The organism is Shimia sp. R9_2 (genome assembly GCF_017743735.1).
In the GTDB taxonomy this organism is placed as follows: Bacteria; Pseudomonadota; Alphaproteobacteria; order Rhodobacterales; family Rhodobacteraceae; genus Shimia.
Map to the genome: position 1 here is coordinate 1 of NZ_JAGHRO010000014.1, position 26427 is coordinate 26427.

A 26427-nucleotide genomic window follows, 5' to 3' on the forward strand; every position below is an offset into this window, starting at 1 on the left:
TACAACACCAAACGACCGCATAGTGCTCTGGGTTACCGCCCACCAGCGCCGGAAACCGTCGTCCCGATGGATCAGAGGCCAGTCATGCACTAACAATCAAACCGGACCACTTGGGTGGGGCTGATCAAGCAGCTCGGGCCATATAGACGATAAATTCATCGATGCCAGCTAAGTCCAGATCGTGTCATCGGTAGCCGAATGACCGTCAAAATGACAATTCCGAATGGTGCCTTATTTTTAGTGCTCTGTGATGGGCGAGAAGTCTACGTGGCAAATCGATATACCTCTTGTTTCAAACCTGTCGTTTCGAGGCTGGATGAATCAGTGAATTTGTAAGCTTTCTAGTTGGATAGGATAGGTTTGGCACCGCTTGAGCACCAAGCCTGCTTGTATACAAGCCAAATTTATTGGCTCCCCAACATCGGGGATTAGGAATGGTCGCGGATCAATGTCAGGCCTAATCTCGGAAACGCCCCAATCTCCTGTTTCGGTTTCTCGGAACACGACGGTGGCTGTCTGCAGACCAGGTAAAATTCTCAGAATTTTATCACACGCAGACTTAAGATCTTCGGTGAGCTTTACGTCCGCGTTGATGGCACTCAACATACGAGCGTAGGTTCTCGGCTGAGGGAGAAACGTGCCCCTTGGCAGCACGTCGTCAGGAGCCAAAAGCTCCCTTCTGGATTGCCTTTGAGACAAAGAGATCGATCCGCGTCGAAAGAAAAGGGTTCTCTCGAGTTGCTCCAATGTACTTTCTTCGCCGGTCGCACGCACTGGTCGGTATTCAAGTTGCGCAGCGGCGATTGCTGCGCCTCCCATAATGGCGACTTCCAAGGAAGAGGTGGTTTCGAAGGGCTGAAAAATGATTTCCCAATCAGAGTAATTCTTCGTCAGAGATCGAAGACGATTTGAATCTTCAACCCAATGAGTTTTCATCTTATGCCGACGCTTAAGTGTAAATGCTCGGCCAATGGGACTTGCGCGATCATGCCAGGCGATTTCGGTATGATCCAAGGGAAAATGCGATGCCACATTTACGCCATTGGCATCGAGCGCATCGCGGAGAGCCAGCCAACGCCACGGCGCAAGCGCACTTCTAACAGCGCTGGAATTCTGTTGTAGAGAATAGAAATCGGCAGCAGCAGACCTTTGCTTTACAAGGATCTTGGGCGTTAAGAGCTTTGTTCCAGCGCTCGACGCCATGATGGCATCTGCGACTTGTTTATCAAACGCATCATTTACCTCCGGCGCATAGGAAACGCTGACTTCTTTCTCGGTACAGGGAATGGTCTGATCGCCAATGTTGAGCGTTTGGTCAAACACGCTTTCAAAAAAAGGTACATGCGAACCATGTGTCGCGTGTCGGAAAACGCCACCGACGGGTCTGCTGTTCATTTCACATATAGATGCGTTTTTTTCAGTAAGAGGCGCGGCAAAGTCTTCAGAGAGTACGTCTATGCCCCAAAATGCCGTAGGATCGACGGCTCGCGCTGCGTCTTGTGCCATTTGCGCGATATCTGGATGGATTTGGTTTGTGATAGGTACCAGGTCAGCGCCATCAGTAAAATTAGGCGAAACTCCAAGCAAAACCAATTTGCCGCGTTGGGGGACATCATCGGGTTGCAGTCCTTGTAGCGTCAACAGCCGTCGTTGGCTGATGTTGAGCTCGAGCAGGTGCGCATCCTGTGTAGCCGGCAGAGTTGCACGCGCCGCGTTTTTGATTTCAACAAGCTCGGAAATCGTTCGGATCCCATCTCCGACAACATGCGCAGGCAGCCGTAAGTAGGCCGCAACGATTTTGTCACCAATCAATAGAATTCTGATATCGACGCCCTTGACGTACTCTTCAACTATCACCGGCCCGTTTCGCGAAACCGACTTTGCGTATTCAAACGCCTTTTTAAGTCCGTGGTGCGACTTAATGTTTGTTGTCACGCCTTTGGCTTCAGTTCCAAACACAGGCTTCACAACCGCATCACCACGCAACTTGTCAAAGGCGTCATGAGCTTGCGTCAAATCGTTGCAAACCTTTCCGTAGGGAACGGAGATACCCTGCGCGCTCAGAACAGTTTTGGTCAGAAACTTGTTGTTGCTAAATTCTTCGGTGATTGGACTGACCCAAGAAGGGCGAGTAACATCCATCCCGAACAAGTCTCCGTCGGTTTTGCACAAAAAATTTGGGGGCGATTTGGGGCCCAAATAAGTGAGCTCAACGCCGAATTTTTTTGCGGCCGCATCAATTTGCCCAAATCGCCAACGGGTTGGCTTTGATTCATATTTGGTAAATTCGCGGCACTCAGAAGGGAGCGCATCGTAGGCGCGCTGACACGCTTCCAGGTATTCTGGATGGAGCTCGTAAACCAAGTCATTCACTTTCTCAGCGGTCAATGGTCCATCGGCTTTCTCAGTGAACATGCGAAAGCTTTTTGGCCTTGCCTCCTTTACAACCAACCGAGCAACGCGCGCGTTTGCAGGGCCCTCTTCAAGAGCACGGCAGAACGGTTTCAACTGATCTTCGGTACAAGTGACCATTGCCTCTACACGGCCGTCTGGTCGGTTGCGGACCCACCCTTGAATGCCCAAAGTAGCAGCTTTTTGTAACGTCCACTTGCGAAAGCCGACTTTTTGAACTTTGCCGTAGACGAGGAGGTGGTAGCAGTCACGTTCAGACATACGGGATATCATTGAGGCTAGGCACCGTTAGATCCAGCAGTGCGGCATATGCTTTGTCATTCCTGCGTAATTTTAAGGGCAACTGCATAGACAAAGACAAGAGACGCCGGTCAGCGAAGGGATTCATATAGAACTGATTGGGAAAACCATGCCAACGCGCACCCTGGCTATGTGGAAGCGTTATGTCCAGCCATGCGAGGTCATGCACCTTGTTCTTTCCTTGAGGGGGCAGCGTTTCATACCATTCCAGAAAGGCATTAAACCAAAGCTGAAAGTCCCGTTGTGTTTCATCCGGCCCGTAGATTCTAAGCCGTTTGACGGCGTGTTCTAAATTCAAGCTGCCTTCACGTTGCCGAGCCCAATTTGTCGCCCGAAGTATGCCCATAATATTCCCTCTCAGAACAACAAATCCTTTCGGCAGCTGTTCGTGTACAGCGAGAGTCTTCACTTCTGGCCCAAAAGTGGCGTAGCCATTCGATAGAAAATAACGTTGCCGATGTTTGAAAGTCGTCTTCTGAAAGCTGTAGAGTTGGTGGCGGATGCATAAGCGTTCACAAATCTTCTGTGCAATATTTGCGTCTTGGCCAGATTGCTTGTGAAACCGCCATGTAAACGCAAATTCGGCGCTTTGGACATCTTCAATCCCTGCACCAAGCAAACATCTGGAATCCCGCCCACCGGAAAGCGGCAAGATGCACTTATGGTTCCTAAGCAGTGCCCGTAAATTTTGAGATAGCCGCTCATTGATGCTTGCCACAACTTCGTTGACCTGATCTTCAGGCCTCGTTTCAAGATCTGTGTCATGCCGGGGCCAGAAGCGTTTGGGACGAAAATCACGCAGGCCAAGATAGTGGTTCCCGAGCAGCCGTTTCACTCCAAAATCTCTGGTATGGCCCAGCGAATACTGTTTGCGGCGCCCTGTAATTTCCTGCCAGGGAAAAATGGGATTCGGGTGAATTTCTCGATCGAGACAAAGGCACAAAGAGGATGCGACGATGCGAGCATCCGGATCATAGACCACAGCGTAGTCGGCAACCGGATCTGTATAAACTCTTTGAGCGTCGTTGGTTAGAAAGATCGCAACATAGCGGCCAGCGAGCCCTATAACGTAACGCTCAACTACATCCCAGAAATTCACCGAAGTTTCTTCGCAAGGCAGTGTTTGAGTACCGTCGACGCAATGCCCATCACTGTCGACTGCGACTCCTAGGATAAAGCCAATAGGCAAACCCGTGGCAGACACGACTTTTGCTACGGGTAAATCCTGACAGTGCTTAAGGTGCCAGCCGTTGAGGCTTTTCTCCGTCCATTCGGGTACATCTAGAGTTCTGTTCTGGGTAAGAAGGAACTGGTTTCGAAACGTAGCCTCAAACGAAAAACTGTTTTTTTCGCATAGTTTCTGCGCGATTAGCATGACTTGAACCCGATATCGGCTTTTTAAAATTTCGAAAGTGAACCGACAATAGTAGATGTGAGCCCACTTCCAAGTCTAAAAACACTCAAGCCATCTCGGGGACTGCCAACTTGTTGGCACGTGTTCGAGGGGGTAGACGGCTTTGTGAAGACACCGACCTAAATGCCGCGCCTGAGAGGCTTCTGTGTCCCACGCAAGGTTATTTCCTAAGCTGTTTGGACTCACGCCGTTTTGCTCTTTGTGCGGCGGATGCTGAGGATCTGATTGCCAATTTGTCCAAGTCTTTGAACGATCCCGCGACCAAAGCTGAGGCCACGAGGATCATCCAGTCTCTGTTCGAGAACACTGACCTTCTGCCCAATACGCCCGGCGCTTTGGACATTGAGTTGGTTGGCAAACTGGCTGGTCTCTTGTGTTTGGGGGCATCCTAAAACGAACAAAGCCGCCCTGCGGCTGTTTGATGTTCTAGAGCACTGGTTGCGGGGCACGCAATTACTGATAACGAACAAAACGGGACTGCAGAGCATAAAGACTTCGCGCCGAACACCTTCATCCTGCCACGCCAAATCGATAGACAAACAAAGCGCGTATTTTCTATCAGATGCGGCTCATTCAATGCGCACTCCCTGAATCCTGGATACTGCTTTAGAACAATCCATCGTAAAAGGTACCGTCAGCGAAGACGAAACTATCTACCTGCCCATCTAGGAAATCCTGCAGCCGGTCTGCATCGCCATAATTACTTCTGGCTTGTGACGTACCCAAGCGCCAAGGCTTGTGATTTCAACAAAGTCATTGACGCCGTCCAGCACCGCGGCGCTCGGCCCAAATTGAGCGCCACTCCTGGCAAGTGCGGTGTTCCCGGCAATCAGATCCGTGCTATCACCATTGAACTCCCATTGACCAAGCAGATTGCCTGACGGCTCTGGATCCACAGTAATTTTCACTGTCGCGGTAACCAAACCCCCGTTGCCATCTGAGATCGTATAGTCAAACGTCTCGACCGCCGCGGCTGTCGAACTCAGGCCCGCAAAGGCGCCATAGCAGAAGGTGCCTCTGCATTCAGCGTCACGAGCGTACCTGAAGCCAAGACTGTCGCCACACCCAGCGTGGCGCCGGCGGCGCAAAGGTTGGTATCGCGCGGGAAGCGGTGGTGTTTGAATGGCGATCTACGCGGGATTGGCAACTCAAATCACTGAACGTACCCAATGTTGCTATTAACGCAACAGCCACCCTTTTGCAGGGCCAAGACAGCCGAAAGCAGCCCTCTGAAATCGGTGCGCCCTATGAGGCAGACAGAGCCTAAAAAGCCCCCAATTTCGACGGAATTAGAAATTGCAGACCAAGATACCGCTCCGCCGCTTTCCATTCCAAACCACTGAACGAAGAAGCGGCCTACTGCTCCATAGACCTCAAGCAGCGTGTCACGAGGGCATCCGTATCCAAAATCAGCACTGAGTTCAGCGTGCCAAACGTATTGGTGTGCTGTATGCAGCCTGCCACATCTTCTGCAACGCTCCTTTCGGTGTTCTGCTTATCGATGGGTTTGAGTGCAGCAATCTGGTTTTCAGTGGTCATGATGATCTCATCCACGGAGTCCACCAAAATCCCAAACCTCTGCCCATTGTGCTTGAAGATCAAAACCTTTTGGTCGGCTGTCTTGGTGGGAGGCATGCCATAGAGCAGGCGTGGATTGAGCAGGGTGATCAGATCGCCTCTAAGGTTAATGATCCCTTCTACAAATTTCAGGGCAAAGGGAGGCTCCAGCAATTCCGCAGGCCGCTCAATGACTTCGCTGACCTTTGATGTTTCAAGCGCAAAGCGTTTGTCGAAGGTGAACTGAATGAAGGTGCGGCGGGTGTTCCCGCGGAGCTGCGCCGATGTTTCGCTGTCCTCCGTTTCTGGGGGATAGATCTCCTGGCATGCCTTTGCGGCTTCCATAAAGCCTTTGTCTTCTTGGAGCATTTCCGGCTTGATCATCATCACGATGCGATTTTCCTGATCAATCAGACAGCCTTCGACCAGATCCCCACAAGGCAGCGCAAGTTTTGCAAACGGAAGAATCTCATCTTCGTAGTACGGCAGGATGCTGTCGATGGAATACACCATCAGACCAACAGGCCCTTCTGGAGTCTCAATCACCAACATGCGCCGTTCTTGTGGCGGTTGGGTGAATTCGATCACCGGCTCATCGCCGAGAAAGCTACGGAAATCGATCACCGGCAAAATGACTCCGCGCAGATTTGCGGTGCCCAGAATATGGCCATGCGCAAAAAGCGACTGATCCAGCTTTGGCAACTCTCGCACTTCCTTCACGAACCGAAGATCAATGGCACAAGAGGTATGACCGGTCTGGAACGAAATGCAGGAGTGGCGTTTGCCCCGTGAAAATGCCTGACGGCTCGCTTCTGCACCGCTGTTGCTGCGCGGCAGTTTCTCCAGGTTCAGCAGCTCCTGAGGATCAAGGATCTGGACAAGCCGGTCTCCGCCCTCAAACTTTAGAACGCCTTCGATAACGATATCTTTGATGCCGCGATCGTTGGGTTTGAAATCAACCCGCGCTGCATCCTTGCCGTTAAGAACTTCGCTTGTACGATCAAACAACAGGCCAATGCTATGTGCCCCATGTTCGATAATCGCAACTTTGCCAGCCTTGTCCTTGGGTGCATCCGGGTATTCCAACAGCTTGCGCAGATCTACCACCGGCACGATCTTTTCGCGCAGATTAAAGAGCCCGAGCATATAGTCAGGGGACAAAGGGACAGGTGAAATGTCTTTGGGCTCGTTCACCACTTCTTGGACCGATGACACCGGAATGGCGAATTCGGTCTCTCCGATCATGAAGGAGCCGTAGATCGCTTTTTGTTGCTTCTCTTGCCCTCTCCGCGCGGGTTCCGGCGGTGAGGCAAAAGACGTCGGTTCCGTGGCTGGGTTTGGCTCTTGCCCAATCGGAGCCAGACCATCGGAGGTTTTCGGCGCTGTAGATAGCTGATCCAAAGTCAAATCCATATTCTATTCTCCCAGTCGCGGGATGTGTGCGACGGTGAACTCCCCGCTGGTGCAGTCAATCGTCACCTGCCGCCCCTGCAGGCCACCGACGTCCTCATAAATGTTGCGCAGCCCCGCCTGACGAAGAACGCCATAGGCAAATTTGGCGTTGATGCTCCCAACCAATCGAGCGGGATCGGTGTCCGCAGGCATGGTCATATTCGCACCACCAACAATCAGTGCCTTCACCTTGCGAATGTTGGAGGCGTTGAGATCCATCATTGATTGCAACGACCAAAACGCCTGATCAACATGCCGGCCGCTCAGCTTTTCACTTTTGGTCCCGGACTTTGACAGCAGACAATGCGCCAAACCAAAGATGCCCTCTGCCGGGTAAAGTAGGCCCAAGCCAATACAGGATCCGAGGATGGCCGTGAGAGATTGCCCCTCTCGACCGACTTTGACCTGCCCGATCTGGACATGCAGTTTTTCGTTGGCGGCCGTCGTCATTCCGCCCCCACGCGCGCTGTGGGTTGGTAAATGATCGGAGCGATTTGAGAAAAATCGGTGCTCAGGTTGGTCAGTGTTTCGCTCTCTCCAATATAGAGAACACCGTCGGAGCGGATCATGCGTCTGACATGAGCCAGTATTTTCTCCTGATCTTCAGGGGTGAAGTAGATCAGCACATTGCGCAAAAACACCACGTCAAAACCGCCCGCACCGCTCATTTTTTCGAGCAGGTTGTGCAGCTTGAACTTCAGCCGTGATCGAACCTGAGGTACGGCCTTATAGCCTTTGGCGTCATCCCCTTTCATGTGTTTCTGAAACAGCTCGGGCTGCGCGGTACGGAAACGGGCGATTGCGCGCCCGTTGTAAACCCCGGTCTGGGCAATATCCAAAACACGGGACGACACATCCGTGCCTAGTACGCTGTAGTCAAACCCCGAGTGCTGAAGGCGTTGCTGTTCCAGAAACACCCCAACCGTATGCGCTTCCTCACCTGTGGACGCAGCAGCGGACCAGACCCGCATTTTTCGCCCACCGGCTGTCTTGTGGAACTCCGGCAGGAACGTTTCTATGAAATGATCCCAGACCCGGGGCGTGCGATAAAAATAGGTCTCGTTTGTTGTCACCCGATTGGTGAGTTCTTGCATCTCGCCGGGGTCATTGGCGAGCCGGGAGATGTAGGAGGAGAAGCTCGGCTCCTCCACCTCACGCAGGCGTTTGCGCAAGCGACTGATCAGCATCGACCGGCGGTTCTCCGCAATCGTGATGCCTGTCGTCTTATGCACAATTGCGCGCAGTTTTGAGAACTCGCTGTCGCTCATGCTGGTTTCTGCAACATGTGATGTCATCAAAAGCCCTTTCCTTGAGTGGTGCGACGGATCAGCCGCCCAGCTTCGCAACTTCCGATTTGAGCTCTTGAGCCCCGCCGCTCAATTCCACTGTCGCAGCAGCAATCGCATCGGAGGCCACAACGGCTTCCTCAGATGCGTCAACAATGCTCTGAATGGCTTCGGCCACATCCCGTGCAGCAGTCTGCTGTTCATTCGCAGCAACAGATATTTGCGTGATGGAGTCCGTTGTTTCCGAAATCCCCGAGAGGATTTTGGTGAATGCGGCACCGGCCTCTCGGGAGACTTCGCTGCCTTGCGTCACGCGCTTAACAGTGTCGTTGATCAGTTTGCTGATTTCCTTGGTAGATTGCGAAGACCGTTCGGCCAGTTTGCGCACTTCATCCGCCACAACAGAGAAGCCGAGGCCATGTTCGCCTGCGCGGGCCGCTTCGATCGCTGCGTTGAATGCCAACAGGTTGGTTTGGCTGGCAATTTCGCTGATTGTCTTCACAATTTCGCTGATTTCCTCTGAGGAGGAGTTGATCAGATCCATCGCCTCAATGGACCGTTCGATCGCTTTTGCACCCTGATCTGCTTCTTCTTTGGTCTTCTGCGCAATTTCATCAGAGCGGTTGCTGTTTTGGGCAATCGAGTCAATGGAGGCGCTCAATTCCTCTACAGAGGCACTGATTTCTTCCGTGGTGCAGCCAAGGGTTTGCGCCCCGCTGGCCACGGTTTGCGCTTGCTCCGAAATCCCGCTGGATTGATCCGCAAACCGCGTTGCAATGCGGGTGACCTCTTTCTCCACCTGTTTCGCGGCAGTGATGTCAGTGGCGAATTTGACCACTTTCACCGGTTTGCCGTCCGCATCAAACACCGGATTGTAGGAGGCGTTGATCCAAACTTCGGCGCCGTCCTTACCAAAGCGTTTGTATTCCCCTGCAGAGAACTCACCCGCAGCCAGATCTGACCAGAATTTGGTGTAGGCTGGAGAGTTTACATAGGCAGGCTCACAGAACATTCGGTGATGGCGCCCACGGATCTCTTCCATCGAATATCCCACGGTTGCCAGAAAATTCTCGTTGGCAGTCAGGATTGTGCCATCCAGCTCAAACTCGATCATTGCCTGCGCCCGGCTGATGGCCGCCATCTTGCCATCCTGCTCTGCCGTGCGCAGCTTTTCTTCGGTCACGTTGGTAGCAAATTTCACGACTTTGAAAGGCTTGCCATCGGAATCAAAAATCGGGTTGTAGGAGGCGTTGATCCAAACCTCGGCACCGCCTTTACCAAACCGCTTGTATTCGCCGACCGCAAACTCACCAGCGGCAAGGTCTTCCCAAAATTTGCGGTATTCAGCGGTGCTTACATAATATGGGTCGCAGAACATCCGATGATGCTGGCCGCGGATTTCATCCATAGCGTATCCGACCGTAGCCAGGAAATTTTCATTGGCTGACCGAATGGTGCCATCCAGATCAAATTCGATCACAGCCTGCGCTCGGCTGATCGCAGCCATCTTACCGTCCTGCTCTGCAATCCGGCGTTTTTCTTCGGTTACGTTTGTGGCGAACTTCACAACTTTGGTGGGTTTGCCGTCCGCGTCGAAAATTGGGTTGTAGGACGCATTGATCCAGACTTCGGCACCGTTTTTGCCAAGCCGCTTGTACTCACCCGCGAAGAATTCTCCGGTCGCAAGGCGCATCCAAAAATCACGGTAATCCTCCGAAGCTGCGTAAGCTGGCTCACAGAACATACGATGATGCTTGCCTTGTATCTCGTTCAACTCATACCCGACAGTTGTCAGGAAATTCTCATTCGCGTTGATAATGGTCCCATCGAGTTCGAACTCGATCACCGCCTGCACGCGATTGATCGCATCCACAACCCCCTGCAGATCGACATTTGTATCCGTTGCCCCAGTCGCTGTACGCGCACCCATGATTTGGCCCTTTCAGAAATAATCCCGGAGCCGAAAATGACGGGAGACAGGTTAAGATTTGGCTATTTGAGGTTGTTTTGCGGGGAGGCGTATTCTTAAAATAATCCGCAAATGCCCGTGCGTTTTTCATTGTTTCTGAGAGGGTTTTAGGGTCAGGACTCATAACCAATAGATAACGAACGCTACCAGGGCGATTGCTGACAGGAAGACCTTCGGGCACCTGTTATAGCGGATTGCCACACGCTGCCAATGTTTCAACCTGCCGAACATGCTTTCGATCCGGTTTCGCCGTTTGTAACGACGCTTGTCGTACTTAACCGGCTTCTTTCGCTGCTGCAGGCCAGGGATGCAGGCGCGTATCTCTTTGCCTCTCAATGCTTCCCAGAACCAATCGGCGTCATGGCCTCGATCCCCGAACAGCCAACTGACATCGGGCAGGCCGCTCAGCAGTACCCGCGCACCAATGTAATCGCCGACCTGACCGGCGATGATGATCAGGTTGAGAGGATGCCCCCGGCTGTCGCAGATGGCGCGCAGCTTGGTGTTCATGCCGCCCTTGGTGTGACCGATCAAGCGTCCACGTCCCCTTCTTACGCCCGAACTGGTCGCGGTACGGTGGGCCTTTAGGTAGGTTGCATCGATCATCGCGATCTTCTCTTCACCGTGTTCGGCAGCCAGATCAGCCATCATCTGGGCAAAGATGCCTTTGTCGTTCCACCGCTTCCAACGGTTATTGAGCGCTTTGTATGGGCCATAAACCGAAGGGGCACCGCGCCATCTCAACCCACTACGATTAATGAAGATAATGCCGCTCAACACACGTCGATCATCAACGCGTGGTTTGCCGTGGGACTTGGGGAAGAAAGGCTCAAGACGTGCCAACTGCGCATCCGTCAACCAAAAAAGGTCAGACATGGTCACCGCGTGATTTTCGAATCGTAAATCACGCAACCAAGCAGAAATCAAAGGGTCCTGACGCTAGCGCGAAGTTCCAAACCGTTCTTTCTGCACATTCGAAATGTTGAACTCATGCAGTATGTGCGGAAAATCGTGTTCGCTGCGGTTCGCGAGAGTGTCTGCTGTTTGCACAATGCATAAGGGGCAGCTGCGAACTTTAGCCGTCGTCAGTCAAGGCGCCCGTCGCTACTACGGTTTCGAAGTACTCGACTTTCAAATCGAACGATTTTAGGAGCTTTTGGGTGCTTGGTTTGACCACTGCGTCATCAAAATCGCCTTTCTCGAAGTGCCCTGCAGAAGCGAGGTCAGACCAAAGGCTCGTAACCACAAGTTCGTTGTGTTGACCGTTCACTTTGACCGCAAGGGCAGCCCCTAAATGTCCTGGAAGCTGTGCCATTTCAACGAACGTCGTTCGTTTTAGATGATCAGCATATTGCTCCAATACGTCATCAGTTCCTGCCACTGCTCGCCACCAACGGATAATCATGTTGTCCTCGCTTTAATTTACTTTCTGTCGCCGCCAAAGCCGCCGTTGTTTTAAGCCGATGCGTACTTGTCGCCTACGTCATTACGCACGGGATGTGTCATAAAAGATCGGTAAAGACGCAAACCTGCCACTCTCAGAGAAGTTGAAATAGTCTACGCCCTGAAAAACGATCTGATCGCCGTTCTTCAATGTCCAGTCATACTCAAAATGTGTGGTAGCACTATCTCCGTATTCGCCGACAAGAACATCAAATACTGTGAGTTTGCTCGCAGAGGAGGTGTCGCCCAGCTTCTTGAAGAAGTCAGCTAGGTTCATCTGGCCAATAAACGGGGACACCACGTGTGCTTCCGTGTCAAAAAGCGATATGATGCAATCGATGACCGATGCCGTGAGAAGCTCGAAATATCTACGCACGTGCGCGGTCTTTTCCGCTGATGTCACTATAGATCTCCTTTTTCATTGGTCATGCGAACAAATGGACTTTGCTTTTTCTTCTTTCAGCCGCCTGCTTTGTAATGCGACATGAACATCGCAATACAGTCGTCGCGTACTTCTTTTTGCGTCGAGTTTTCACCAAGAAAGAACTCAGGCCAGAAATAGAAGTTTTTGACAATAGCAAGCAGTTGGTTGGTCGCGAATGCCGGATCCGCCTTGCGAAGCGCGCCCGCGTCCATGCTTCGCTGATCAGTAGCGTGACGGGATAGTCGTGTGTTTCGCTTTCACTAAAAAACGAACGAGAGCGGTCAAAATCCCGGATCAACTCTGACAGAACCATGCGGTTCAAACCGATTGCGGTCTCGTCAGTTATGACTGTGATGTACCGCCACAGCGCCTCCTTGCTCTCGAAGTGATTGTAGAACGTGCGACTCGAAACCTGCGCTTTTCTGGCGATTGAGGTGGTCTTGGCCCCTAGAAATCCCTGCTCTCGGAACTCATCGATCGCCGCATCGATAATATCTTTTCTTTTCAGTGCGTTTCACGATTTTCGACCTCAAAAGTAAAATTATCTGTTTACAAGGGAAGCTCACTCCACCTAAGTAAACACAACGATTTACTTTAGCAAGGTGAAACACGATCCTGGAAACCAGTGGACCACGACAATGACCAACCTCTCAAGACGCCACCTCATCCAAACCGCCTCGCTTGCCTCCCTGATGTCCTTCGCGGGCTGGGGCGCAGGCGCGAAACAGACATCCCTTCCCATCAACGCAGGAGCCTCTGAAATGTCCTTCAAACCCGGAACAAACCCCGTCACATTCAAATCCTTCGGCCTCGATCTTGTGGGCGATCTGTATCTGCCCGAAGACTTCGATCCGGCCAAGACGTACAAGGCCATTGTCGGTGCCAGCCCCTTCCCGCAGGTCAAGGACCAGATCCCAGCGACCTACGGCCCCGAAATGGCCGCGCGCGGTTTTATCTATCTTGGCTTTGACTACATGGGCATGGGCTCCTCTCCGGCGCTTCCCGGCGAACATATGAAATCACGCTACATGTTCCGGCTGATCGAAAATACCTGGGATGCTGTCTCCTATCTCGGTACACTTTCATTCGTAGACGAGATCTATGGTCTTGGCGTATGTCAGGGTGGTTCGATCATTGCCTCTGCATCAGTGACAGATCATCGGATCAAGAAGATCGTCACAGTTTCCGGCATGATGGCAGCTGACGCTTTCCAATGGGGTGATCGTGGCATGGCCGATCAAGTGATCGCTGCAGCAAATGCCTCCAAGCAAAGAATGTATGAAACCGGCGCAGCGGATTACTCTTGGCCAAATGTCCTGGACGACAGCATGACGCGGGAAGAATTCAATGCGTTGGGGATTCCAATGTCGAACGACACCTACAACTACTATGGAAAGGATGGCGTTGCAGGCCCTGGAAAGGTCAAGAACTTCACCAATGAACACATTGGCGACCAGTCCATGCAGTCTTTGATTTCGATTGGTGAGCATTACGCAGACAAGATCACCCAACCGACGATGGTGATCTACGGGCCGAACGCGGCGACAGCAATCTGTTCAACCAATTTCATTGATCGGCTGACAAACAACCCAGAGGTTCGTGCTTTCGATGAGTTCAGCCACGTTGACTTCTATTGGAAGCCAGAGGCCGTCAAAGCGTCGTGCGACGCAGCGGCGGAATTCTTCAACAAATTAAGTTGAATAGCCAAGGGACTAAGGATCTGGCGCCCGTTGTCGCCAGGTTCACGTGTCAAGAGAAAGGCCCGGAAGATGGCAAAGGCATCCCTGTGGAACGTGGTGAGTGGCATTCCAAAACTCATAATCGGAACCGCCATTCATCCATTATTGCGCACCTTGAGAGGTCCAATGGAAGAACCTCAAACACAATCCGAGCTGGCTAATTTGGTCAATCAGACCCGTTTTCATGAAATCCGTGCCGGGTATACCCACCGTTTCATCCGCTTGATGTTTGTGACCGTAGATGATCGCGTTTTCTGCCGCCGCTACCAGTATGGCGAGCGTTCATGGCACAGCGTGTTCCTCTCTGATCCAGGCGGACAGCTCAGATTGGACGGTGTTGTTGCAAACATCGATGCTGCCCCGCCGAAGGACATGGATGAGATCATCCCTGCAGTGGATCAGGCCTATGCCGATGCTCTGAAAAAGCTTGGAGCCAGCTTCATGCTGTCTGGCGCCATCGAGAAACGGGCGCAAGACAGTACCATGGAGATCTTTCTGACTGACGCCCCCGTTGTCACTGCAAAGACGCTTAGCAGAAGGTAGGCAAAACCGATGAAATGGTATCACTATCTGGCCGCTTTTGCCGTCGGCTTCTTCTTTGGAAATGCAGTGCCACATTTGGTGGCTGGGGTTATGGGCAGTGCTTTTCCATCCCCATTTGCCACACCACCCGGAGTGGGTTTGTCTTCACCACTCGTCAACGTCCTTTGGGGGCTGACGAACATCTTGATCGGCTACGTGATGCTGCGCCTAAGCAGGGCTCAGATGTCGCACGCCGGTTCGATGGTTGCCATGTTCATGGGATTAGCGGTCGTCAGCGTCATGACCAGCATTCTGTTTGGGAATGCAATGGGCAGCCCAAGTTTCTGAAAAAAACTACAAGGATATCTCCAATGACCCATCCAAACCCTTTCGGCCCCAAGGGCTGGACCCCCGAACGTGTTGGCGATCTGACCGGCAAGAATATCGTCATTACTGGCGCCAACGCGGGTGCAGGATACGAGGCGACCCGGATTTTCCTGTCCAAGGGCGCAAGCGTCGTCATGCTGAACCGAAGCGCACCCAAATCTGAGGCTGCAATCGCCACGTTGAAACAAGAGTTCGGCACCCAGGCCGATGTTCGATTTATCCCTATGGATCTGGCCGACCTGGCCTCGGTTCGCGCCGCAGCCGATCAGGTATTGGCTAAGGTGCCGCAAATTGACGTTCTGATTGAAAATGCCGCCATCGCTCAGGTTGCGACGCAACAGTTCACCAGGGATGGGTTCGAAAGCCAGCTCGGCACGAACCACTACGGCCACTTCTTGTTAACTCGGTTGCTGTTTGACCGGCTGGTGGACAGTCATGCGCGCATTGTCGTCGTTGGCAGCAACGGCCACAAGATGGGGCTTAAGCGGGTGCAATTCGAAGACATGAACTTTGACGGCAATTACAATCCGCATATCACTTATTGCCATTCGAAATTCGTGCAGATGATGTTCGCGTACGAACTGGAAAGACGTATTGCCAAAGCAGGCATTCCGGTCTCCATCCACGTCTGCCACCCAGGCGCGGCACGCACAACTCTGTCCAAGGAAGAGGCGAACCGGATGACCAAATTCTTGTTCATCCTGCTGTCTCCATTGGCTCAATCCGCCGAGAGGGGCGCTTGGCCCGAAGTGTTGTGTGCGACTGAAGAGAACCTCAAACCCGCCGCATACTACGGCCCGACCAAACGCGCCGAAATGGTTGGTCCGGTTGGCGAAAGCAAGTTGGAAAAGAGCGTGCTTGATCCAGTGCAGGCCGTGCAGCTTTGGGAGCTTTCCGAAACGGAGACCGGCACCAGCTGGGCGATCCAGAAACAAGAAACCGTCGCATAAGGAAAGTATACAGTTTCGACTCCTTGTTTCTGTAGCGTAACAAAACGAACGGTTGATCAATCGTAACGAACGCTGGATTGATTTCAAATGAATCACCATGCAGAAGTTGGCGAGACTATCCTCGAGGAAGATACGGGAGGCCGCGCCTACCTCAATGTTAGTTTCAGCTCATATGCTTGTCGAAGAACCTGATCATCGTTTCGGGGTGCTCACCGAAGAAGTTGTAGCCGATGAAGCGGCGCGTATCGCCGTCTTCGATCCAATGCAGCTTTTTGTTCGGGTTCGGCAGCAGGTCAAAGGTGGTCTGCACGTCCTCCGAGACCGTCCAGACATCATCTTTGTTCTGCACAATATAAGTCGGCATCTTGATGTTCTTGGCGAACAGATGGGGCGTCATCTCATTCAGGTTCAGTCCCCTCACGTTTTCGACTTCTTGCACAAACGTGTCGTAGAACTCAACGAGCCCCATGCCCTTCAATGCTACCTTCGACATGATGTTAATCGACGCGGGTTGGGCGCAAACAAACGCTTTCACGTCTTCGAAGTACTCCGGGCGCTCGGACATGGCGTGGATCGCTGCGCCACCACCAGCACAGGGGTTGAACAGGCCAACTTTCATATCTCGCAAGTATTCCCGCGACTTGACGTAGTCAAAGGCCGCGATGACATCTTTGTACTCGTCGGAGAATCCCTGTCCCCAAGCATTGTCCGGGGCGGAGTCGCTTTCGCCGTGGTTGCGAAGATCATAGGCTAGGACGTTGTAGCCCGCGTCGTGCAATGCCTTGTGCACCTTGCCGAACTTCACCTCGACATTCTGAAAATTGCTCCAAGGCTCTAGATGACCCGGAAAACCATAACGATTGAGGGTGGCCGGATGGTTGCAAATGATCAGCTTGTCGGACCCTTCAGCAGGGATGAACCAGGCTGCTAGTTTGATACCGTCATCGGCAATGAACGTAACATCTTCGTATTTCATCCCATAGTCTTTGGGTGTTTCCAAGATGGGTGCACGTTCGCCATCGATCGACACATAGCCGCGCGCGACCGCTTTGAGGGTTGCAAGCTGATCTGGGGTTGGTTGAGCAGTCATTTCTGTTCTCCTTGGATTGGCGTGTTTGATTGTTCGGGGCCGGTCGTCCGAGCCCGCTGGAAGTGGTTCGTGGTGAAGGTCGTTTGTGAGAAGCGGACCCTAGGTGCGGATTGGTACCTTGTCCGGGCTGTCCGAGAGGCGTGAACGCCACTCTGCCGGGGTTTGGCACTCCCACTTCAGGAAGGCTCGATAGAACGATCCCTGGTCCTCGTATCCGAGCAGGTATGCGATCTCGCTGATGTCGAAATCGGGCTCGTCGAGGTACTCGCAGGCCAGTTGATGTCGCGTGTCTGACAACAGCGACTTAAAGCTGTGACCTTCGCTCCTTAGATGGCGCTGCAAGGAGCGTTCACTGATGGCCATGTCACGCGCGATGCTGCGCAGTTCTGGACGACCGGCGGTCAGAGCGCGACGTAGATGCCAACGGACTTGATCGGTTAGTGATGTCGTGTTCTCGACCTTGTTCAAATCGGCTTCGAGAGCAGCGTCTAACATCTTCAGAAGCTCGCTGTTGTAGCTTGTGAAGGGTAACTCCAAATCTTCTTTGTTGAAGGTAATTCTGGCGTGCGGAGCGTTCCATGTGATCGCGCAACCGAACCAGGTCTCAAGCCTTTCGCTTAGGCCACGCCTAAGTTCGACGGATTTGGGCGTGATCCTTTCCCCAGTTCCTGCCCGCACCATGTTCACGAGGAACGTGAACGTCGCATCCGTGAGCGCGTCGGGTTCTAATTGATTGGCATATGTCCAAGCTGTCGTCACGACGCACCCGTCATCCTCTACGGCCATCCGAAACTCTTCAGGTGCGCATAGCGCCTTGAATCGCGCGAGACGGTGTAAGGCTTCACCAACATTCTTGGCGTGGAATGCGACAAGAAAGGACGGCGGCAAGGTTGCTTCGTGCATAGTTTCCGTTAGTGCGAGGCCAATATCATCACCTCCCAGAGTTTGGAGGGCCTCCCACATTGCGAAGAGTTGCTTCGTTGTCATACGCCCTTCTGACGAAAACACGCTTGAGGGCAGTTTTGCATCTCGCAAGAGCGCAGCGCGGCTGATCGACAGGCTCTCAATCGCTTTCCAGAAAGTGTCGGGCGTCTTTATTCGGTCGGGCGTCGGCATCATTTTGTCCTCGGTGTCGAAGTAGAACATAGCCTCCGACACCGAGATAGTTTATAGCACCACCCGCCAAACTCGTCGCATAACGCGCCAAAAAATATGGTTCACAGATTACGAATAAGCGGTCATCTGTCTGTCATGCTTTGGCTCGAAGGCAGGTGGGCTCACATAGGAACGCAACCGTTTATTTTTCAGCCAATTTTGGTGGGTAGTGGTTCCATCATTTGCTGGCTTGACGGGCGCGCGGCCATCATCTCACGCCAGCGCTGAACACTCTCCAGATCAGGACGAGTCAGCCATGGAATGACAAAGGACATCGGCGTCATGAACGCATTCATGAATGGGTCAAGAGTGCTGATTGGAGAACTGATGCGGAGCCCAGATTTTGCCAGCCGGGTCAACAAGGAGTTCGCATTTATCGATGCGCCGCTCGCGGAGTTTTTGACAGGCGCCATGGCCTGCGGCCAGTTGAAGAAAAGCGATCCTAACGTCGCGTCTGATCGCCTATTGGCACTCTTCAAGGCGACGATATTTGTTCCTCTTTTGACGCACGAAACTTCCGTCACCGCGCCTGAAAACTTGCAAAGCGTTGCCAGTGAGAGCGTCGACATTTTCTTGCGGCAGTTTGCGGTTGGCTAGCATGCCGTGCTTCTGCCTATGGACGCAAAATGATCAGTCACAAAATCATCTATAACCTTTGCGCCGTAAACTCTTGGAGAGGCCAGATAAGATCGGTCTCACTCTTGCTCAATCTTCGGCGGAGCGGAAATGGGTATTGGACGCAGCATTCATAACTTTGGGCTCATAGGGGTAGTTTGCTGAAAGCGGTGGAGATGTCTGCTTAGGGTCGAAAGATGGAGGACAAAGGTAATGCGAGTGAATATAAGCGGCCGGTAAAAATGGTTCGGTATCGTTGGCTGCGTGCTCCCGCAACCATCGATCAGAACGGCCCGAAGCAAACGCTCCGAGCCCGTTTTTGTTTGGCCTAATGCAATCAAACCAGCCAGCTCCCCAACAAGCTCTATCTCCATGGCATTTGTGTGAGAGGTAAGCTGGATCTCCTCCAACAAAGACCGGATGATCGTCGTCGCTTCGGCTTTGGTCGCAGGATTGTTCAGCGCCTCCGTCAGATTGGCGACCTTGCTACGGTAGACCTCGGAGATGTTAGGGTGAAGTAATACAAGTGACAGGTCGACATTGGAGGAAAAAAGGGCACAAAATGCATTTGTACGGTACCAATTTGCGCTGTTCCATCTCTCAACAACATCTATTCCATCCAGCAAATTCAGACGGACCAAAGACTCTCATATTCAATCGATTGCCCCGCCGAGGTAAATCACTGCATGGCCCTTGGTCCTTGTACCAACCGAATGTGAAACACTACGGCGGTAACGAAGTCCAAAGCTGAATAGTGGTAACTTAGAACGCTGACTCTGGTATGAGTAGCGCAACTTCGTGATATGCCTCATCCATAGAGCAGTTCAGGTAGCCAAAGCACCAGTTGCGGAATGAAAATGAGCAATAGGAGCGCGCCAATCAGCGGAACTAAGAAGAGCAGAGTGGCTCCTACACACTGCACAAATAGCACTTTGCAAACGCTAGACAGTACAAAAAACACCATGCCAACAGGTTGCGTCATAAGCCGATACCGCCGCCCTGGGGCATTTTAAGCCCTATCTAAACGTGCTGAATTGCGCCTGGTTATTAATGTTCTTTGATGGTTAGGAGGTTGATGTGACTATGCCTGTGATCTGATCGGGCGACTTTATAAGCGCAGGATGCGCGCCAATAGCCCCCGCGCGCCGAGATGTGCTGTAGCATACACGCTCATCACTACAGATCCGTTCCTTGTCACCTCGATTTGGAGACGTTGCAGAAACTTCCGACGAGGAACAAATAGAGGGTGGTGGATTAGGGTAGGCTATCGTCTATTTGTCAGGCGTGGGCTTCAGAGGGTAGGAGATTGCGCTCTTCCAGAACTTTTCGCGCAACACGGAAGCACTCCACTCCTTGTGGCACACCGCAATAGATGGCGATCACATGGATTGCAGCGCGGATTTCTTCGAATGTGACGCCGTTGTTGATCGCGCCGTTCAGGTGTAGCTCCCATTCGTGCATCTTGCCCAATGCGCCGATCATCGACAGATTCATGAGTGATCGTGTGCGGGCGTCAATGGCCTCGTCACCCCAGCCAAACCCCCAGCACCATTCGGTCATTGCCTCTTGGAAGGGACGGGTAAATTCATCCGCTGCGGCAAGGTTATTTTCCACATAGTCAGCGCCCAGTGTTGCCTTGCGTTGTTTCAGGCCGGTCTCGAACAGATCGGTCATGTCTTATCCTTTCAAAGAGCAAATCTGGAGCTCAGTCGAGCCCTTCAATAATTGCGATATCGGCTTCGCAGGCCTCGGCGCGGCTGGCGCGGGCAGCGCGGTATTCAGCGCTGTCGTAGCATGCTCGGGCGGCATGGATGCTGTCGAATTCTATTACAACGCGACGCTGCCAGTCTCTGCCTTCCAGCGTTTCAGCCTCCCCGCGCGCCAGAAAGCGCGCGCTGTGGGCGGCAAAGGCAGCGGGGGCCAGCGCCTGATATCCGGCATAGTTTTCCGGGTCGGTCACGGTGACATTTGCAATCCAATAGGCCTTGGGCATGGTCAAGTCTCTTTGTCCTGTTCCGCCAAAAGCCGTTCGGCAATGGCTCGGGTGTCGCTGAGGTGATGGCTGACTGCAGTACAGGCGGCGTCTGGATTGCCGGACGTGATGGCGTCGCAGATGGCCTGCATATGTTCCGCGCCTGAGCGTTCACGGTCGTTCGAAGACAGAGTCATCATACGAAGTCGGCTGATACGGCCATTGAGACGTTGCACGATCTCCCATGCAATATGATGGCCGGCCCCTTCGAAAATCTCGGAATAGAAATCGGCTGAGGCGCGAAATAGCTCGCCCGGGGTGGCACCGTCGCGTTCCCGTTGCAGCCGGTTCAGCGCCGCCTGCAATCGCTCGGCGCGTTCGGGCGTTATGTTGCGGGCACAGCTTTCGGCGGCCGAGGTTTCCAGCATTAGGCGGATGTCATAGATTTGTCGCGCGTCGTCCCGGCTCATTGGGGCCACAATCGGGCCGCGACCGGGGAGGATGTCGACCAATCCCTCTGCCTCAAGATAGCGGATGGTTTCGCGAATGACGGTACGGCTGACCCCAAGCTGTTCGCATAGCGGGCGTTCGACCAGACGTTCCCCCGGTTTGAAGTGACCTTCGATAATTGCCTCGCGCATACGCTCTTGCACCATGTCGCGCAGAGTCGCCGGGGGCTGTTCGATCGGGGAAAGTTTCGTTTTGCTCATAATGGTTTGGTTATCAGGGCAGGGGGGTGGTCGCAAGATATTATTGACTAACAGTCTTATGGTATACCATGTTGTGCTCAACGAATCACAACGAAGGTGCTCTCATGCCTGCTGAAATCCGCAAAACGCTCTTGCATGTCGAAGAAACCCTGATCGAAGGGGGGAAAGCCGCAGAGACCCCGTTGAAGATGATTGCTGCTATTGCCGTGATTAAAAATCCCTGGGCCGGTCAGGGCTTTGTCGAAGATCTGCGTCCAGAAATTCACGACTGTGCTCCGGGTCTGGGTGAATTGCTTACCAAAATGGTACTGGATGCCGCCGGCGGCGGCGACAAGGTCGAAGGTTATGGTAAGTCAGCCATCGTTGGTGTGAATGGCGAAGTCGAGCATGCGTCAGCTTTGATCCATACGCTGCGCTTCGGAAATCACTACCGCGAGGCGGTTGGCGCGAAATCTTATCTTGCGTTTACCAACACACGTGGACCAGCGAACGCGCCGCTGCAAATCCCGTTGATGGATAAAAATGATGGCGGCAAACGCAGCCATTACCTCACCATCGCGCTGCAGGTGGCTGATGCCCCTGGTCCCGATGAGATCGTTGTGGCTCTGGGCGCTTCGATTGGCGGGCGCCCACATCACCGTATTGGCGACCGGTATCAGGATCTCAAGGAACTGGGTCATGACGTTGACAATCCTGCCGCCCTATAAGACCTGCGATCTGCCAGCTGGCACGTTGGCCTGGCGTGAGACCGGATCCGGCACGCCGGTTGTGCTGATCCATGGGGTCGGTATGCAGTCCGCCGCATGGGGTCCGCAATTCGCAGCGCTGTCGGCAAACCACCGCGTGATTTCACTGGATATGCCTGGGCATGGTAAATCTTCCGCATTGCCCGAAGGTGCGCAACTGCCTGATTTCGTCGAGTGGCTGCGTGGGGCGCTGGATGTTCTGGAATTGGATGATGTAAGCCTTGCAGGTCACTCTATGGGGGCGCTGATTTCTGGTGGGTTCGCTGCGACCTATCCAGAGCGACTTGAACGGGTGGCTTTGCTGAACGGCGTATATCGTCGCAGCGAGCAGGCCCGCGAAGCTGTCATTGCCCGTGCCGACGTGATCCGCGCGGGCGGGTTTGATCTGGAAACGCCATTGGCCCGCTGGTTTGGGGATGGCGCTGAAGATCAGGCAGCGCGTGTACATGTCTCAGACTGGCTGGGTCAGGTTAATCTGGACGGATATGCCACGGCCTATGGGGCTTTCGCGCGTGGCGACGAAACCTATTCGGATCGCCTTGGCAACATTACCTGTCCGCTTTTTGCAATCACTGGCGACGGAGACCTGAATTCTTCACCTGCCATGGCAGAGGCAATGGCCAACGCCGCTCAGCTTGGGCGCGCTATTGTCATCAAAGGCCATCGTCACATGGTCAATTTGACTGCGCCAGACGCTGTCAACGCCGTTTTGCTCGACTGGCTTGCCACAACAGCCGTCGCAACAGCCCAAGGAGAGACATCATGAGCGAGATCGATCCCCGCGCCCTGCGCAACGCGTTTGGCGCTTTCATGACCGGTGTGACGGTTATCACCACCAAAGATGCAGACAGAAATCCTGTGGGCTTCACCGCGAACTCTTTTACGTCTGTGTCGCTGGACCCGCCGCTGGTGCTGGTTTGCCTGGCCAATTCGTCATCCAACTACACCACGTTTTCTGAGGCAGAGGGATTTGCAGTCAACATTCTGTCCGAAGGGCAGATCGACGTGTCCAACACTTTCGCCCGTCCTGTAGAAGACCGGTTCGCAGCCGTTGATTGGCGAGCGGGTCCGCATGGGTCTCCGGTCTTTGACGGCACATCGGCATGGTTTGATTGTTCTATGTTCAAAACCGTGGACGCGGGCGATCACTTGATCCTGATCGGTAAAGTTGAGGCATTCGAGAACGAGACAGCCCCCGGTCTTGGATATGCCCGCGGTGCTTACGTTACCCCAGCCGCCGAAGTAGAAGCCCTGAGCAATCAGGCCGATCTGATGGTTTCGGCTCTGATTGAACATGAAGGCAAGGTACTGCTGGTCGACAACGGCGCGGGCCGTCTCACGCTGCCCGAGGTTGCGGTTCGCAAGGACGGTGCATCTGCTGCCCTGATCCGGTTGATTGATGATCTCGGAATTACCGCCGAACCTGGGTTCATCTACTCTGTTTATGAAGATGCAGCGCGCGAACATCAGCACATCTCATTCCTCTGTCAAACCGCCGAAGGTACGCCTTCGCGCGGGGTCTTTACCGAGCTGACCGTCTCGACCCTGATGGACATCGCGGATCCTGCCATGTGCACCATGCTCGAACGGTTCGCCGAAGAGAGCCGCATGGGCAATTTCGGTGTGTATTACGGCAACCAAGTGAGCGGCGAAGTACGACCGCTTTCGCAAGGGAGTTAACCCCAATGAAGTTTTCGCTTTTTGTGCACATGGAGCGCATTTCTCCTGATCAGGATCAGAAGCAGCTGTATGACGAGTTCATTGAGTTGTGCAAAATCGCCGATCAGGGCGGTATGCATGCTGTCTGGACGGGCGAGCATCACGGTATGAATTTTACCATCGCTCCCAACCCGATGCTCAATCTGGTAGATGTGGCGCGTCATACGAAAAACGTACGCCTTGGCACCGGCACGGTGATTGCGCCGTTCTGGCATCCGATCCGCTTGGCCGGCGAGGCGGCGATGACCGACATTATCGTCGATGGTCGCCTGGAGCTGGGTATCGCGCGTGGTGCGTACTCTTTTGAATACGAACGGATGATGCCGGGTATGGACGCCTGGGAGGCCGGTCAACGCATGCGTGAGCTGGTGCCCGCCGTTCAGGCGCTTTGGAAGGGCGATTACGAACATCAGGGCGAGTTCCACCAATTTCCGAAGACCACTTCGGCTCCGCAGCCGTTGCAGCAGGACGGCCCGCCGATCTGGGTTGCCGCGCGTGATCCCAACAGCCATGAGTTCGCTGTGGCCAACGGCTGTAACGTGCAGGTGACGCCGCTGTGGAATGGAGATGGAGAGATTGCTGACCTGATGGGCAAGTTCAATGCGGCCTGCGAGAAACATTCGGACCAACCTCGCCCCAAGATCATGCTTCTGCAGCACACCTATGTGGCCGACAGCGACGAAGATGCCAAACTGGGCGCGGTCGAGCTGAATCGCTTCTACTGCTACTTTGGCGCGTGGTTTATGAACAAGCGTGACATTACTCAGGGTTTGATCGAGCCACTGAGCGATGCTGAAATCGCCGCACATCCGATCTATTCGCCAGAAGCGATAGAGCGCGATTTGGTTATCGGCACATCGGACAAGGTCATTGAACGGCTGAAAGGCTATGAAAAGCTGGGCTATGACGAATACTCGTTCTGGATCGACAGCTCGATGACCTTTGAGCGCAAGAAGGCGTCGCTTGAACGGTTCATCAACGACGTAATGCCAGCGTTTCGGTAAAGCGCCCTGAAAGGACAAGAAGAATGCAGCAATTTCAGCACTATATCGGCGGCGCGTTCGAAGATGCCTCGGCACAGTTCGACAGTCTTGATCCGGCCACTGGCAAGGTTTGGGCCAAGATGCCAGCGGCCACACCCGAGGATGTGAGCCGCGCCGTTGATGCGGCTGAGGCTGCGTTCTTCTCTGCCGAATGGGCGGACATGACAGCTACCGCGCGGGGCAAATTGCTCACGCGGTTGGCGGATTTGATCGCCGAGGCAGCACCACGTCTGGCGGAGCTGGAAACCCGCGACACCGGAAAGATTATCCGCGAGACCAGCGCACAGAGCGCCTATGTGGCGGAGTATTATCGCTACTACGCTGGTCTGGCAGATAAGATCGAGGGCGCACACCTGCCCATAGACAAACCCGACATGGAGGTGTGGCTGCGTCGCGAGCCGGTGGGTGTGGTTGCCGCTGTGGTGCCGTGGAATTCGCAACTGTTCTTGTCAGCGGTCAAGATCGGTCCCGCTTTGGCGGCGGGGTGTACGGTTGTCCTGAAAGCCTCCGAAGAGGGCCCTGCGCCAATGCTGGAGTTCGCGCGCATCTTTGATCAGGCGGGTTTCCCCAAGGGTGTACTGAGCGTTATCACTGGCGGACCCGATGTGGGCGCAACCCTGACCAGCCATCAAAAGGTGGCGCATGTCGCCTTTACCGGCGGACCGGACACGGCGCGTCACATTGTGCGTAACTCGGCTGAGAATCTTGCCTCGACCTCTTTGGAGTTGGGCGGAAAATCACCGTTCATTGTGTTCGAGGACGCTGATCTTGAAAGCGCTGTAAATGCTCAGGTCTCGGGTATTTTTGCGGCCACTGGTCAAAGTTGCGTTGCCGGATCACGGCTGGTGGTCCAAGAAAGCATCAAGGACGCGTTCCTGGCCCGGCTAAAGGAAAGGGCTGAGGCAGTGGTGATTGGTGCACCGGATGACGTTGCCACCGAAGTCGGGCCGCTTTGTACAAAACGTCAGCGCGACATGGCGCTCGATCTGATCGCGCGTTCGGTCGGGCAGGGGGCCAAGGTGGTTACGGGAGGTGATGTGCTGGATCGTGAAGGCTTCTATTTCCCGCCAACGATCCTTGATTGTGACGACGCACGTGAGGCGGACAGTCTGACCAATGAATTCTTCGGTCCAGTCCTGTCGGTTGTCAGCTTCAAGGATGAGGCAGAGGCCATCGAGATTGCCAATAATACGCGCTTTGGTCTGGCATCCGGTCTGTTTACCCAGAACCTGACCCGCGCCCATCGGATGATCCGGGCGATCCGGTCAGGTATTGTCTGGGTCAACACCTATCGCGCAGTCAGCCCGATTGCGCCTTTCGGAGGGCATGGCCTGTCCGGACACGGGCGTGAAGGCGGCATTGAGGCCGCGCTGGAATACACCAAGACCAAATCTGTCTGGTTGCGTACATCCGACGATCCGATCCCGGACCCCTTCGTGATGCGCTGATCCATCCGACAATTCGATTTTTTTTGCAGCCTGCCGCATATGTGTCAGTGGGCTGCCTCATCCTGTCCATCCAA

General features: G+C 53.7%; 28 protein-coding genes. 10 read left to right on the plus strand and 18 right to left on the minus strand.

What is annotated here, in order from left to right; translation table 11 throughout:
* Nucleotides 1-321: 321 nt before the first annotated feature.
* The 11 genes from J7400_RS20395 to J7400_RS20445 form a co-directional block, all read right to left on the minus strand.
* Nucleotides 322-2673: an acylphosphatase gene (locus J7400_RS20395; protein WP_209065969.1), complete on the minus strand. Its 2352-nt coding sequence runs from the start codon at nucleotides 2671-2673 to the stop codon at nucleotides 322-324.
* Nucleotides 2666-4087 carry a hypothetical protein gene (locus J7400_RS20400; protein ID WP_209065971.1) on the minus strand — a complete coding sequence of 474 codons (1422 nt, stop codon included), beginning with the start codon at nucleotides 4085-4087 and terminating at the stop codon, nucleotides 2666-2668. Before J7400_RS20400 ends, J7400_RS20395 begins: the two co-directional genes overlap by 8 nt.
* A gap of 704 nt (nucleotides 4088-4791) precedes the next feature.
* Nucleotides 4792-5022: a hypothetical protein gene (locus J7400_RS20405; protein ID WP_209065972.1), complete on the minus strand. Its 231-nt coding sequence runs from the start codon at nucleotides 5020-5022 to the stop codon at nucleotides 4792-4794.
* 460 nt (nucleotides 5023-5482) lie between these two features.
* Nucleotides 5483-7096 carry a chemotaxis protein CheW gene (locus J7400_RS20410; protein WP_209065974.1) on the minus strand — a complete coding sequence of 538 codons (1614 nt, stop codon included), beginning with the start codon at nucleotides 7094-7096 and terminating at the stop codon, nucleotides 5483-5485.
* A 3-nt stretch (nucleotides 7097-7099) separates the two neighbouring features.
* On the minus strand, nucleotides 7100-7585 hold the full coding sequence (locus J7400_RS20415; RefSeq protein WP_209065976.1) for a chemotaxis protein CheD: 486 nt from the start codon (nucleotides 7583-7585) through the stop codon (nucleotides 7100-7102).
* Nucleotides 7582-8430 carry a protein-glutamate O-methyltransferase CheR gene (locus J7400_RS20420; RefSeq protein WP_209065978.1) on the minus strand — a complete coding sequence of 283 codons (849 nt, stop codon included), beginning with the start codon at nucleotides 8428-8430 and terminating at the stop codon, nucleotides 7582-7584. Before J7400_RS20420 ends, J7400_RS20415 begins: the two co-directional genes overlap by 4 nt.
* Nucleotides 8431-8461: 31 nt before the next feature.
* Nucleotides 8462-10351, minus strand: coding sequence for a PAS domain-containing methyl-accepting chemotaxis protein (locus J7400_RS20425; protein ID WP_209065979.1), 1890 nt, complete (start codon nucleotides 10349-10351; stop codon nucleotides 8462-8464).
* A gap of 159 nt (nucleotides 10352-10510) precedes the next feature.
* A complete protein-coding gene (locus tag J7400_RS20430) occupies nucleotides 10511-11266 on the minus strand; it encodes an IS5 family transposase (protein ID WP_209065980.1) in 756 nt (251 codons plus the stop codon).
* A gap of 199 nt (nucleotides 11267-11465) precedes the next feature.
* The gene (locus tag J7400_RS20435) at nucleotides 11466-11795 is read right to left on the minus strand and encodes a hypothetical protein (protein ID WP_209065981.1); all 330 of its coding nucleotides are present in this window, start codon (nucleotides 11793-11795) and stop codon (nucleotides 11466-11468) included.
* An 81-nt stretch (nucleotides 11796-11876) separates the two neighbouring features.
* Nucleotides 11877-12236, minus strand: coding sequence for a nuclear transport factor 2 family protein (locus J7400_RS20440; protein WP_209065982.1), 360 nt, complete (start codon nucleotides 12234-12236; stop codon nucleotides 11877-11879).
* A 56-nt stretch (nucleotides 12237-12292) separates the two neighbouring features.
* Complete coding sequence (locus J7400_RS20445; RefSeq protein WP_209065983.1) at nucleotides 12293-12469, minus strand: TetR/AcrR family transcriptional regulator C-terminal domain-containing protein; 177 nt, start codon at nucleotides 12467-12469, stop codon at nucleotides 12293-12295.
* Between the two features lie 426 nt (nucleotides 12470-12895).
* On the opposite strand from J7400_RS20445, the gene J7400_RS20455 reads away from it, so the two are divergent.
* The 4 genes from J7400_RS20455 (at nucleotide 12896) to J7400_RS20470 (ending at nucleotide 15855) form a co-directional block, all read left to right on the plus strand.
* A complete protein-coding gene (locus J7400_RS20455) occupies nucleotides 12896-13957 on the plus strand; it encodes a hypothetical protein (RefSeq protein ID WP_209065984.1) in 1062 nt (353 codons plus the stop codon).
* A gap of 69 nt (nucleotides 13958-14026) precedes the next feature.
* Nucleotides 14027-14539, plus strand: a complete 513-nt coding sequence (locus tag J7400_RS20460) for a hypothetical protein (protein WP_209065986.1) — start codon at nucleotides 14027-14029, stop codon at nucleotides 14537-14539.
* A 9-nt stretch (nucleotides 14540-14548) separates the two neighbouring features.
* Nucleotides 14549-14866 (plus strand): hypothetical protein, encoded by a 318-nt coding sequence (locus J7400_RS20465; RefSeq protein ID WP_209065988.1) that lies wholly within the window; start codon nucleotides 14549-14551, stop codon nucleotides 14864-14866.
* Between the two features lie 23 nt (nucleotides 14867-14889).
* Entirely contained in the window at nucleotides 14890-15855 is a 966-nt protein-coding gene (locus J7400_RS20470) for an SDR family oxidoreductase (protein WP_209065990.1), read from the plus strand.
* 163 nt (nucleotides 15856-16018) lie between these two features.
* On the opposite strand, the gene J7400_RS20475 is transcribed toward J7400_RS20470, so the two are convergent.
* Complete coding sequence (locus J7400_RS20475) at nucleotides 16019-16945, minus strand: alpha/beta fold hydrolase (protein WP_209065991.1); 927 nt, start codon at nucleotides 16943-16945, stop codon at nucleotides 16019-16021.
* Between the two features lie 99 nt (nucleotides 16946-17044).
* On the minus strand, nucleotides 17045-18091 hold the full coding sequence (locus J7400_RS20480; protein WP_209065992.1) for an AraC family transcriptional regulator: 1047 nt from the start codon (nucleotides 18089-18091) through the stop codon (nucleotides 17045-17047).
* A 270-nt stretch (nucleotides 18092-18361) separates the two neighbouring features.
* Here J7400_RS20480 and J7400_RS20485 point away from each other — a divergent pair, with 270 nt between their 5' ends.
* A complete protein-coding gene (locus J7400_RS20485; RefSeq protein ID WP_209065993.1) occupies nucleotides 18362-18697 on the plus strand; it encodes a TetR/AcrR family transcriptional regulator C-terminal domain-containing protein in 336 nt (111 codons plus the stop codon).
* Between the two features lie 149 nt (nucleotides 18698-18846).
* Here J7400_RS20485 and J7400_RS20490 read toward each other — a convergent pair whose 3' ends face one another.
* The 5 genes from J7400_RS20490 to J7400_RS20510 all read right to left on the minus strand — a co-directional run bounded on the left by J7400_RS20490 (nucleotide 18847) and on the right by J7400_RS20510 (nucleotide 21397).
* Complete coding sequence (locus tag J7400_RS20490; protein ID WP_209065994.1) at nucleotides 18847-19356, minus strand: hypothetical protein; 510 nt, start codon at nucleotides 19354-19356, stop codon at nucleotides 18847-18849.
* A gap of 167 nt (nucleotides 19357-19523) precedes the next feature.
* Entirely contained in the window at nucleotides 19524-19697 is a 174-nt protein-coding gene (locus tag J7400_RS20495; RefSeq protein WP_209065995.1) for a TRAP transporter large permease subunit, read from the minus strand.
* 296 nt (nucleotides 19698-19993) lie between these two features.
* Nucleotides 19994-20389 (minus strand): carboxymuconolactone decarboxylase family protein, encoded by a 396-nt coding sequence (locus J7400_RS20500; RefSeq protein ID WP_209065996.1) that lies wholly within the window; start codon nucleotides 20387-20389, stop codon nucleotides 19994-19996.
* Nucleotides 20390-20420: 31 nt separating this feature from the next.
* A complete protein-coding gene (locus tag J7400_RS20505; protein WP_209065997.1) occupies nucleotides 20421-20708 on the minus strand; it encodes a DUF1330 domain-containing protein in 288 nt (95 codons plus the stop codon).
* A 2-nt stretch (nucleotides 20709-20710) separates the two neighbouring features.
* Nucleotides 20711-21397 (minus strand): GntR family transcriptional regulator, encoded by a 687-nt coding sequence (locus tag J7400_RS20510; protein WP_209065998.1) that lies wholly within the window; start codon nucleotides 21395-21397, stop codon nucleotides 20711-20713.
* A gap of 104 nt (nucleotides 21398-21501) precedes the next feature.
* Here J7400_RS20510 and J7400_RS20515 point away from each other — a divergent pair, with 104 nt between their 5' ends.
* The 5 genes from J7400_RS20515 to J7400_RS20535 are packed head-to-tail and all read left to right on the plus strand — an operon-like array spanning nucleotide 21502 to nucleotide 26353.
* On the plus strand, nucleotides 21502-22104 hold the full coding sequence (locus J7400_RS20515; protein ID WP_209065999.1) for an amino acid synthesis family protein: 603 nt from the start codon (nucleotides 21502-21504) through the stop codon (nucleotides 22102-22104).
* The gene (locus J7400_RS20520; protein ID WP_209066000.1) at nucleotides 22076-22909 is read left to right on the plus strand and encodes an alpha/beta hydrolase; all 834 of its coding nucleotides are present in this window, start codon (nucleotides 22076-22078) and stop codon (nucleotides 22907-22909) included. Before J7400_RS20515 ends, J7400_RS20520 begins: the two co-directional genes overlap by 29 nt.
* A complete protein-coding gene (locus J7400_RS20525) occupies nucleotides 22906-23823 on the plus strand; it encodes a flavin reductase (protein WP_209066001.1) in 918 nt (305 codons plus the stop codon). The genes J7400_RS20520 and J7400_RS20525 overlap by 4 nt, the downstream gene beginning before the upstream one ends.
* 5 nt (nucleotides 23824-23828) lie before the next feature.
* On the plus strand, nucleotides 23829-24866 hold the full coding sequence (locus J7400_RS20530) for an LLM class flavin-dependent oxidoreductase (protein WP_209066002.1): 1038 nt from the start codon (nucleotides 23829-23831) through the stop codon (nucleotides 24864-24866).
* 23 nt (nucleotides 24867-24889) lie between these two features.
* A complete protein-coding gene (locus J7400_RS20535) occupies nucleotides 24890-26353 on the plus strand; it encodes an aldehyde dehydrogenase (protein ID WP_209066003.1) in 1464 nt (487 codons plus the stop codon).
* Nucleotides 26354-26427: the final 74 nt, after the last annotated feature.

What these genes read in the sequence shown, in the direction of transcription:
- J7400_RS20395 (WP_209065969.1), bottom strand. Translation starts at nt 2,673, where the DNA reads ATGTCTGAACGTGACTGCTACCACCTCCTCGTCTACGGCAAAGTTCAA.
- J7400_RS20400 (WP_209065971.1), bottom strand. Translation starts at nt 4,087, where the DNA reads ATGCTAATCGCGCAGAAACTATGCGAAAAAAACAGTTTTTCGTTTGAG.
- J7400_RS20410 (WP_209065974.1), bottom strand. Translation starts at nt 7,096, where the DNA reads ATGGATTTGACTTTGGATCAGCTATCTACAGCGCCGAAAACCTCCGAT.
- J7400_RS20415 (WP_209065976.1), bottom strand. Translation starts at nt 7,585, where the DNA reads ATGACGACGGCCGCCAACGAAAAACTGCATGTCCAGATCGGGCAGGTC.
- J7400_RS20420 (WP_209065978.1), bottom strand. Translation starts at nt 8,430, where the DNA reads ATGACATCACATGTTGCAGAAACCAGCATGAGCGACAGCGAGTTCTCA.
- J7400_RS20425 (WP_209065979.1), bottom strand. Translation starts at nt 10,351, where the DNA reads ATGGGTGCGCGTACAGCGACTGGGGCAACGGATACAAATGTCGATCTG.
- J7400_RS20430 (WP_209065980.1), bottom strand. Translation starts at nt 11,266, where the DNA reads ATGTCTGACCTTTTTTGGTTGACGGATGCGCAGTTGGCACGTCTTGAG.
- J7400_RS20435 (WP_209065981.1), bottom strand. Translation starts at nt 11,795, where the DNA reads ATGATTATCCGTTGGTGGCGAGCAGTGGCAGGAACTGATGACGTATTG.
- J7400_RS20445 (WP_209065983.1), bottom strand. Translation starts at nt 12,469, where the DNA reads ATGGACGCGGGCGCGCTTCGCAAGGCGGATCCGGCATTCGCGACCAAC.
- J7400_RS20455 (WP_209065984.1), top strand. Translation starts at nt 12,896, where the DNA reads ATGACCAACCTCTCAAGACGCCACCTCATCCAAACCGCCTCGCTTGCC.
- J7400_RS20460 (WP_209065986.1), top strand. Translation starts at nt 14,027, where the DNA reads ATGGCAAAGGCATCCCTGTGGAACGTGGTGAGTGGCATTCCAAAACTC.
- J7400_RS20465 (WP_209065988.1), top strand. Translation starts at nt 14,549, where the DNA reads ATGAAATGGTATCACTATCTGGCCGCTTTTGCCGTCGGCTTCTTCTTT.
- J7400_RS20470 (WP_209065990.1), top strand. Translation starts at nt 14,890, where the DNA reads ATGACCCATCCAAACCCTTTCGGCCCCAAGGGCTGGACCCCCGAACGT.
- J7400_RS20475 (WP_209065991.1), bottom strand. Translation starts at nt 16,945, where the DNA reads ATGACTGCTCAACCAACCCCAGATCAGCTTGCAACCCTCAAAGCGGTC.
- J7400_RS20480 (WP_209065992.1), bottom strand. Translation starts at nt 18,091, where the DNA reads ATGTTCTACTTCGACACCGAGGACAAAATGATGCCGACGCCCGACCGA.
- J7400_RS20485 (WP_209065993.1), top strand. Translation starts at nt 18,362, where the DNA reads ATGACAAAGGACATCGGCGTCATGAACGCATTCATGAATGGGTCAAGA.
- J7400_RS20495 (WP_209065995.1), bottom strand. Translation starts at nt 19,697, where the DNA reads ATGACGCAACCTGTTGGCATGGTGTTTTTTGTACTGTCTAGCGTTTGC.
- J7400_RS20500 (WP_209065996.1), bottom strand. Translation starts at nt 20,389, where the DNA reads ATGACCGATCTGTTCGAGACCGGCCTGAAACAACGCAAGGCAACACTG.
- J7400_RS20505 (WP_209065997.1), bottom strand. Translation starts at nt 20,708, where the DNA reads ATGCCCAAGGCCTATTGGATTGCAAATGTCACCGTGACCGACCCGGAA.
- J7400_RS20510 (WP_209065998.1), bottom strand. Translation starts at nt 21,397, where the DNA reads ATGAGCAAAACGAAACTTTCCCCGATCGAACAGCCCCCGGCGACTCTG.
- J7400_RS20515 (WP_209065999.1), top strand. Translation starts at nt 21,502, where the DNA reads ATGCCTGCTGAAATCCGCAAAACGCTCTTGCATGTCGAAGAAACCCTG.
- J7400_RS20520 (WP_209066000.1), top strand. Translation starts at nt 22,076, where the DNA reads ATGACGTTGACAATCCTGCCGCCCTATAAGACCTGCGATCTGCCAGCT.
- J7400_RS20525 (WP_209066001.1), top strand. Translation starts at nt 22,906, where the DNA reads ATGAGCGAGATCGATCCCCGCGCCCTGCGCAACGCGTTTGGCGCTTTC.
- J7400_RS20530 (WP_209066002.1), top strand. Translation starts at nt 23,829, where the DNA reads ATGAAGTTTTCGCTTTTTGTGCACATGGAGCGCATTTCTCCTGATCAG.
- J7400_RS20535 (WP_209066003.1), top strand. Translation starts at nt 24,890, where the DNA reads ATGCAGCAATTTCAGCACTATATCGGCGGCGCGTTCGAAGATGCCTCG.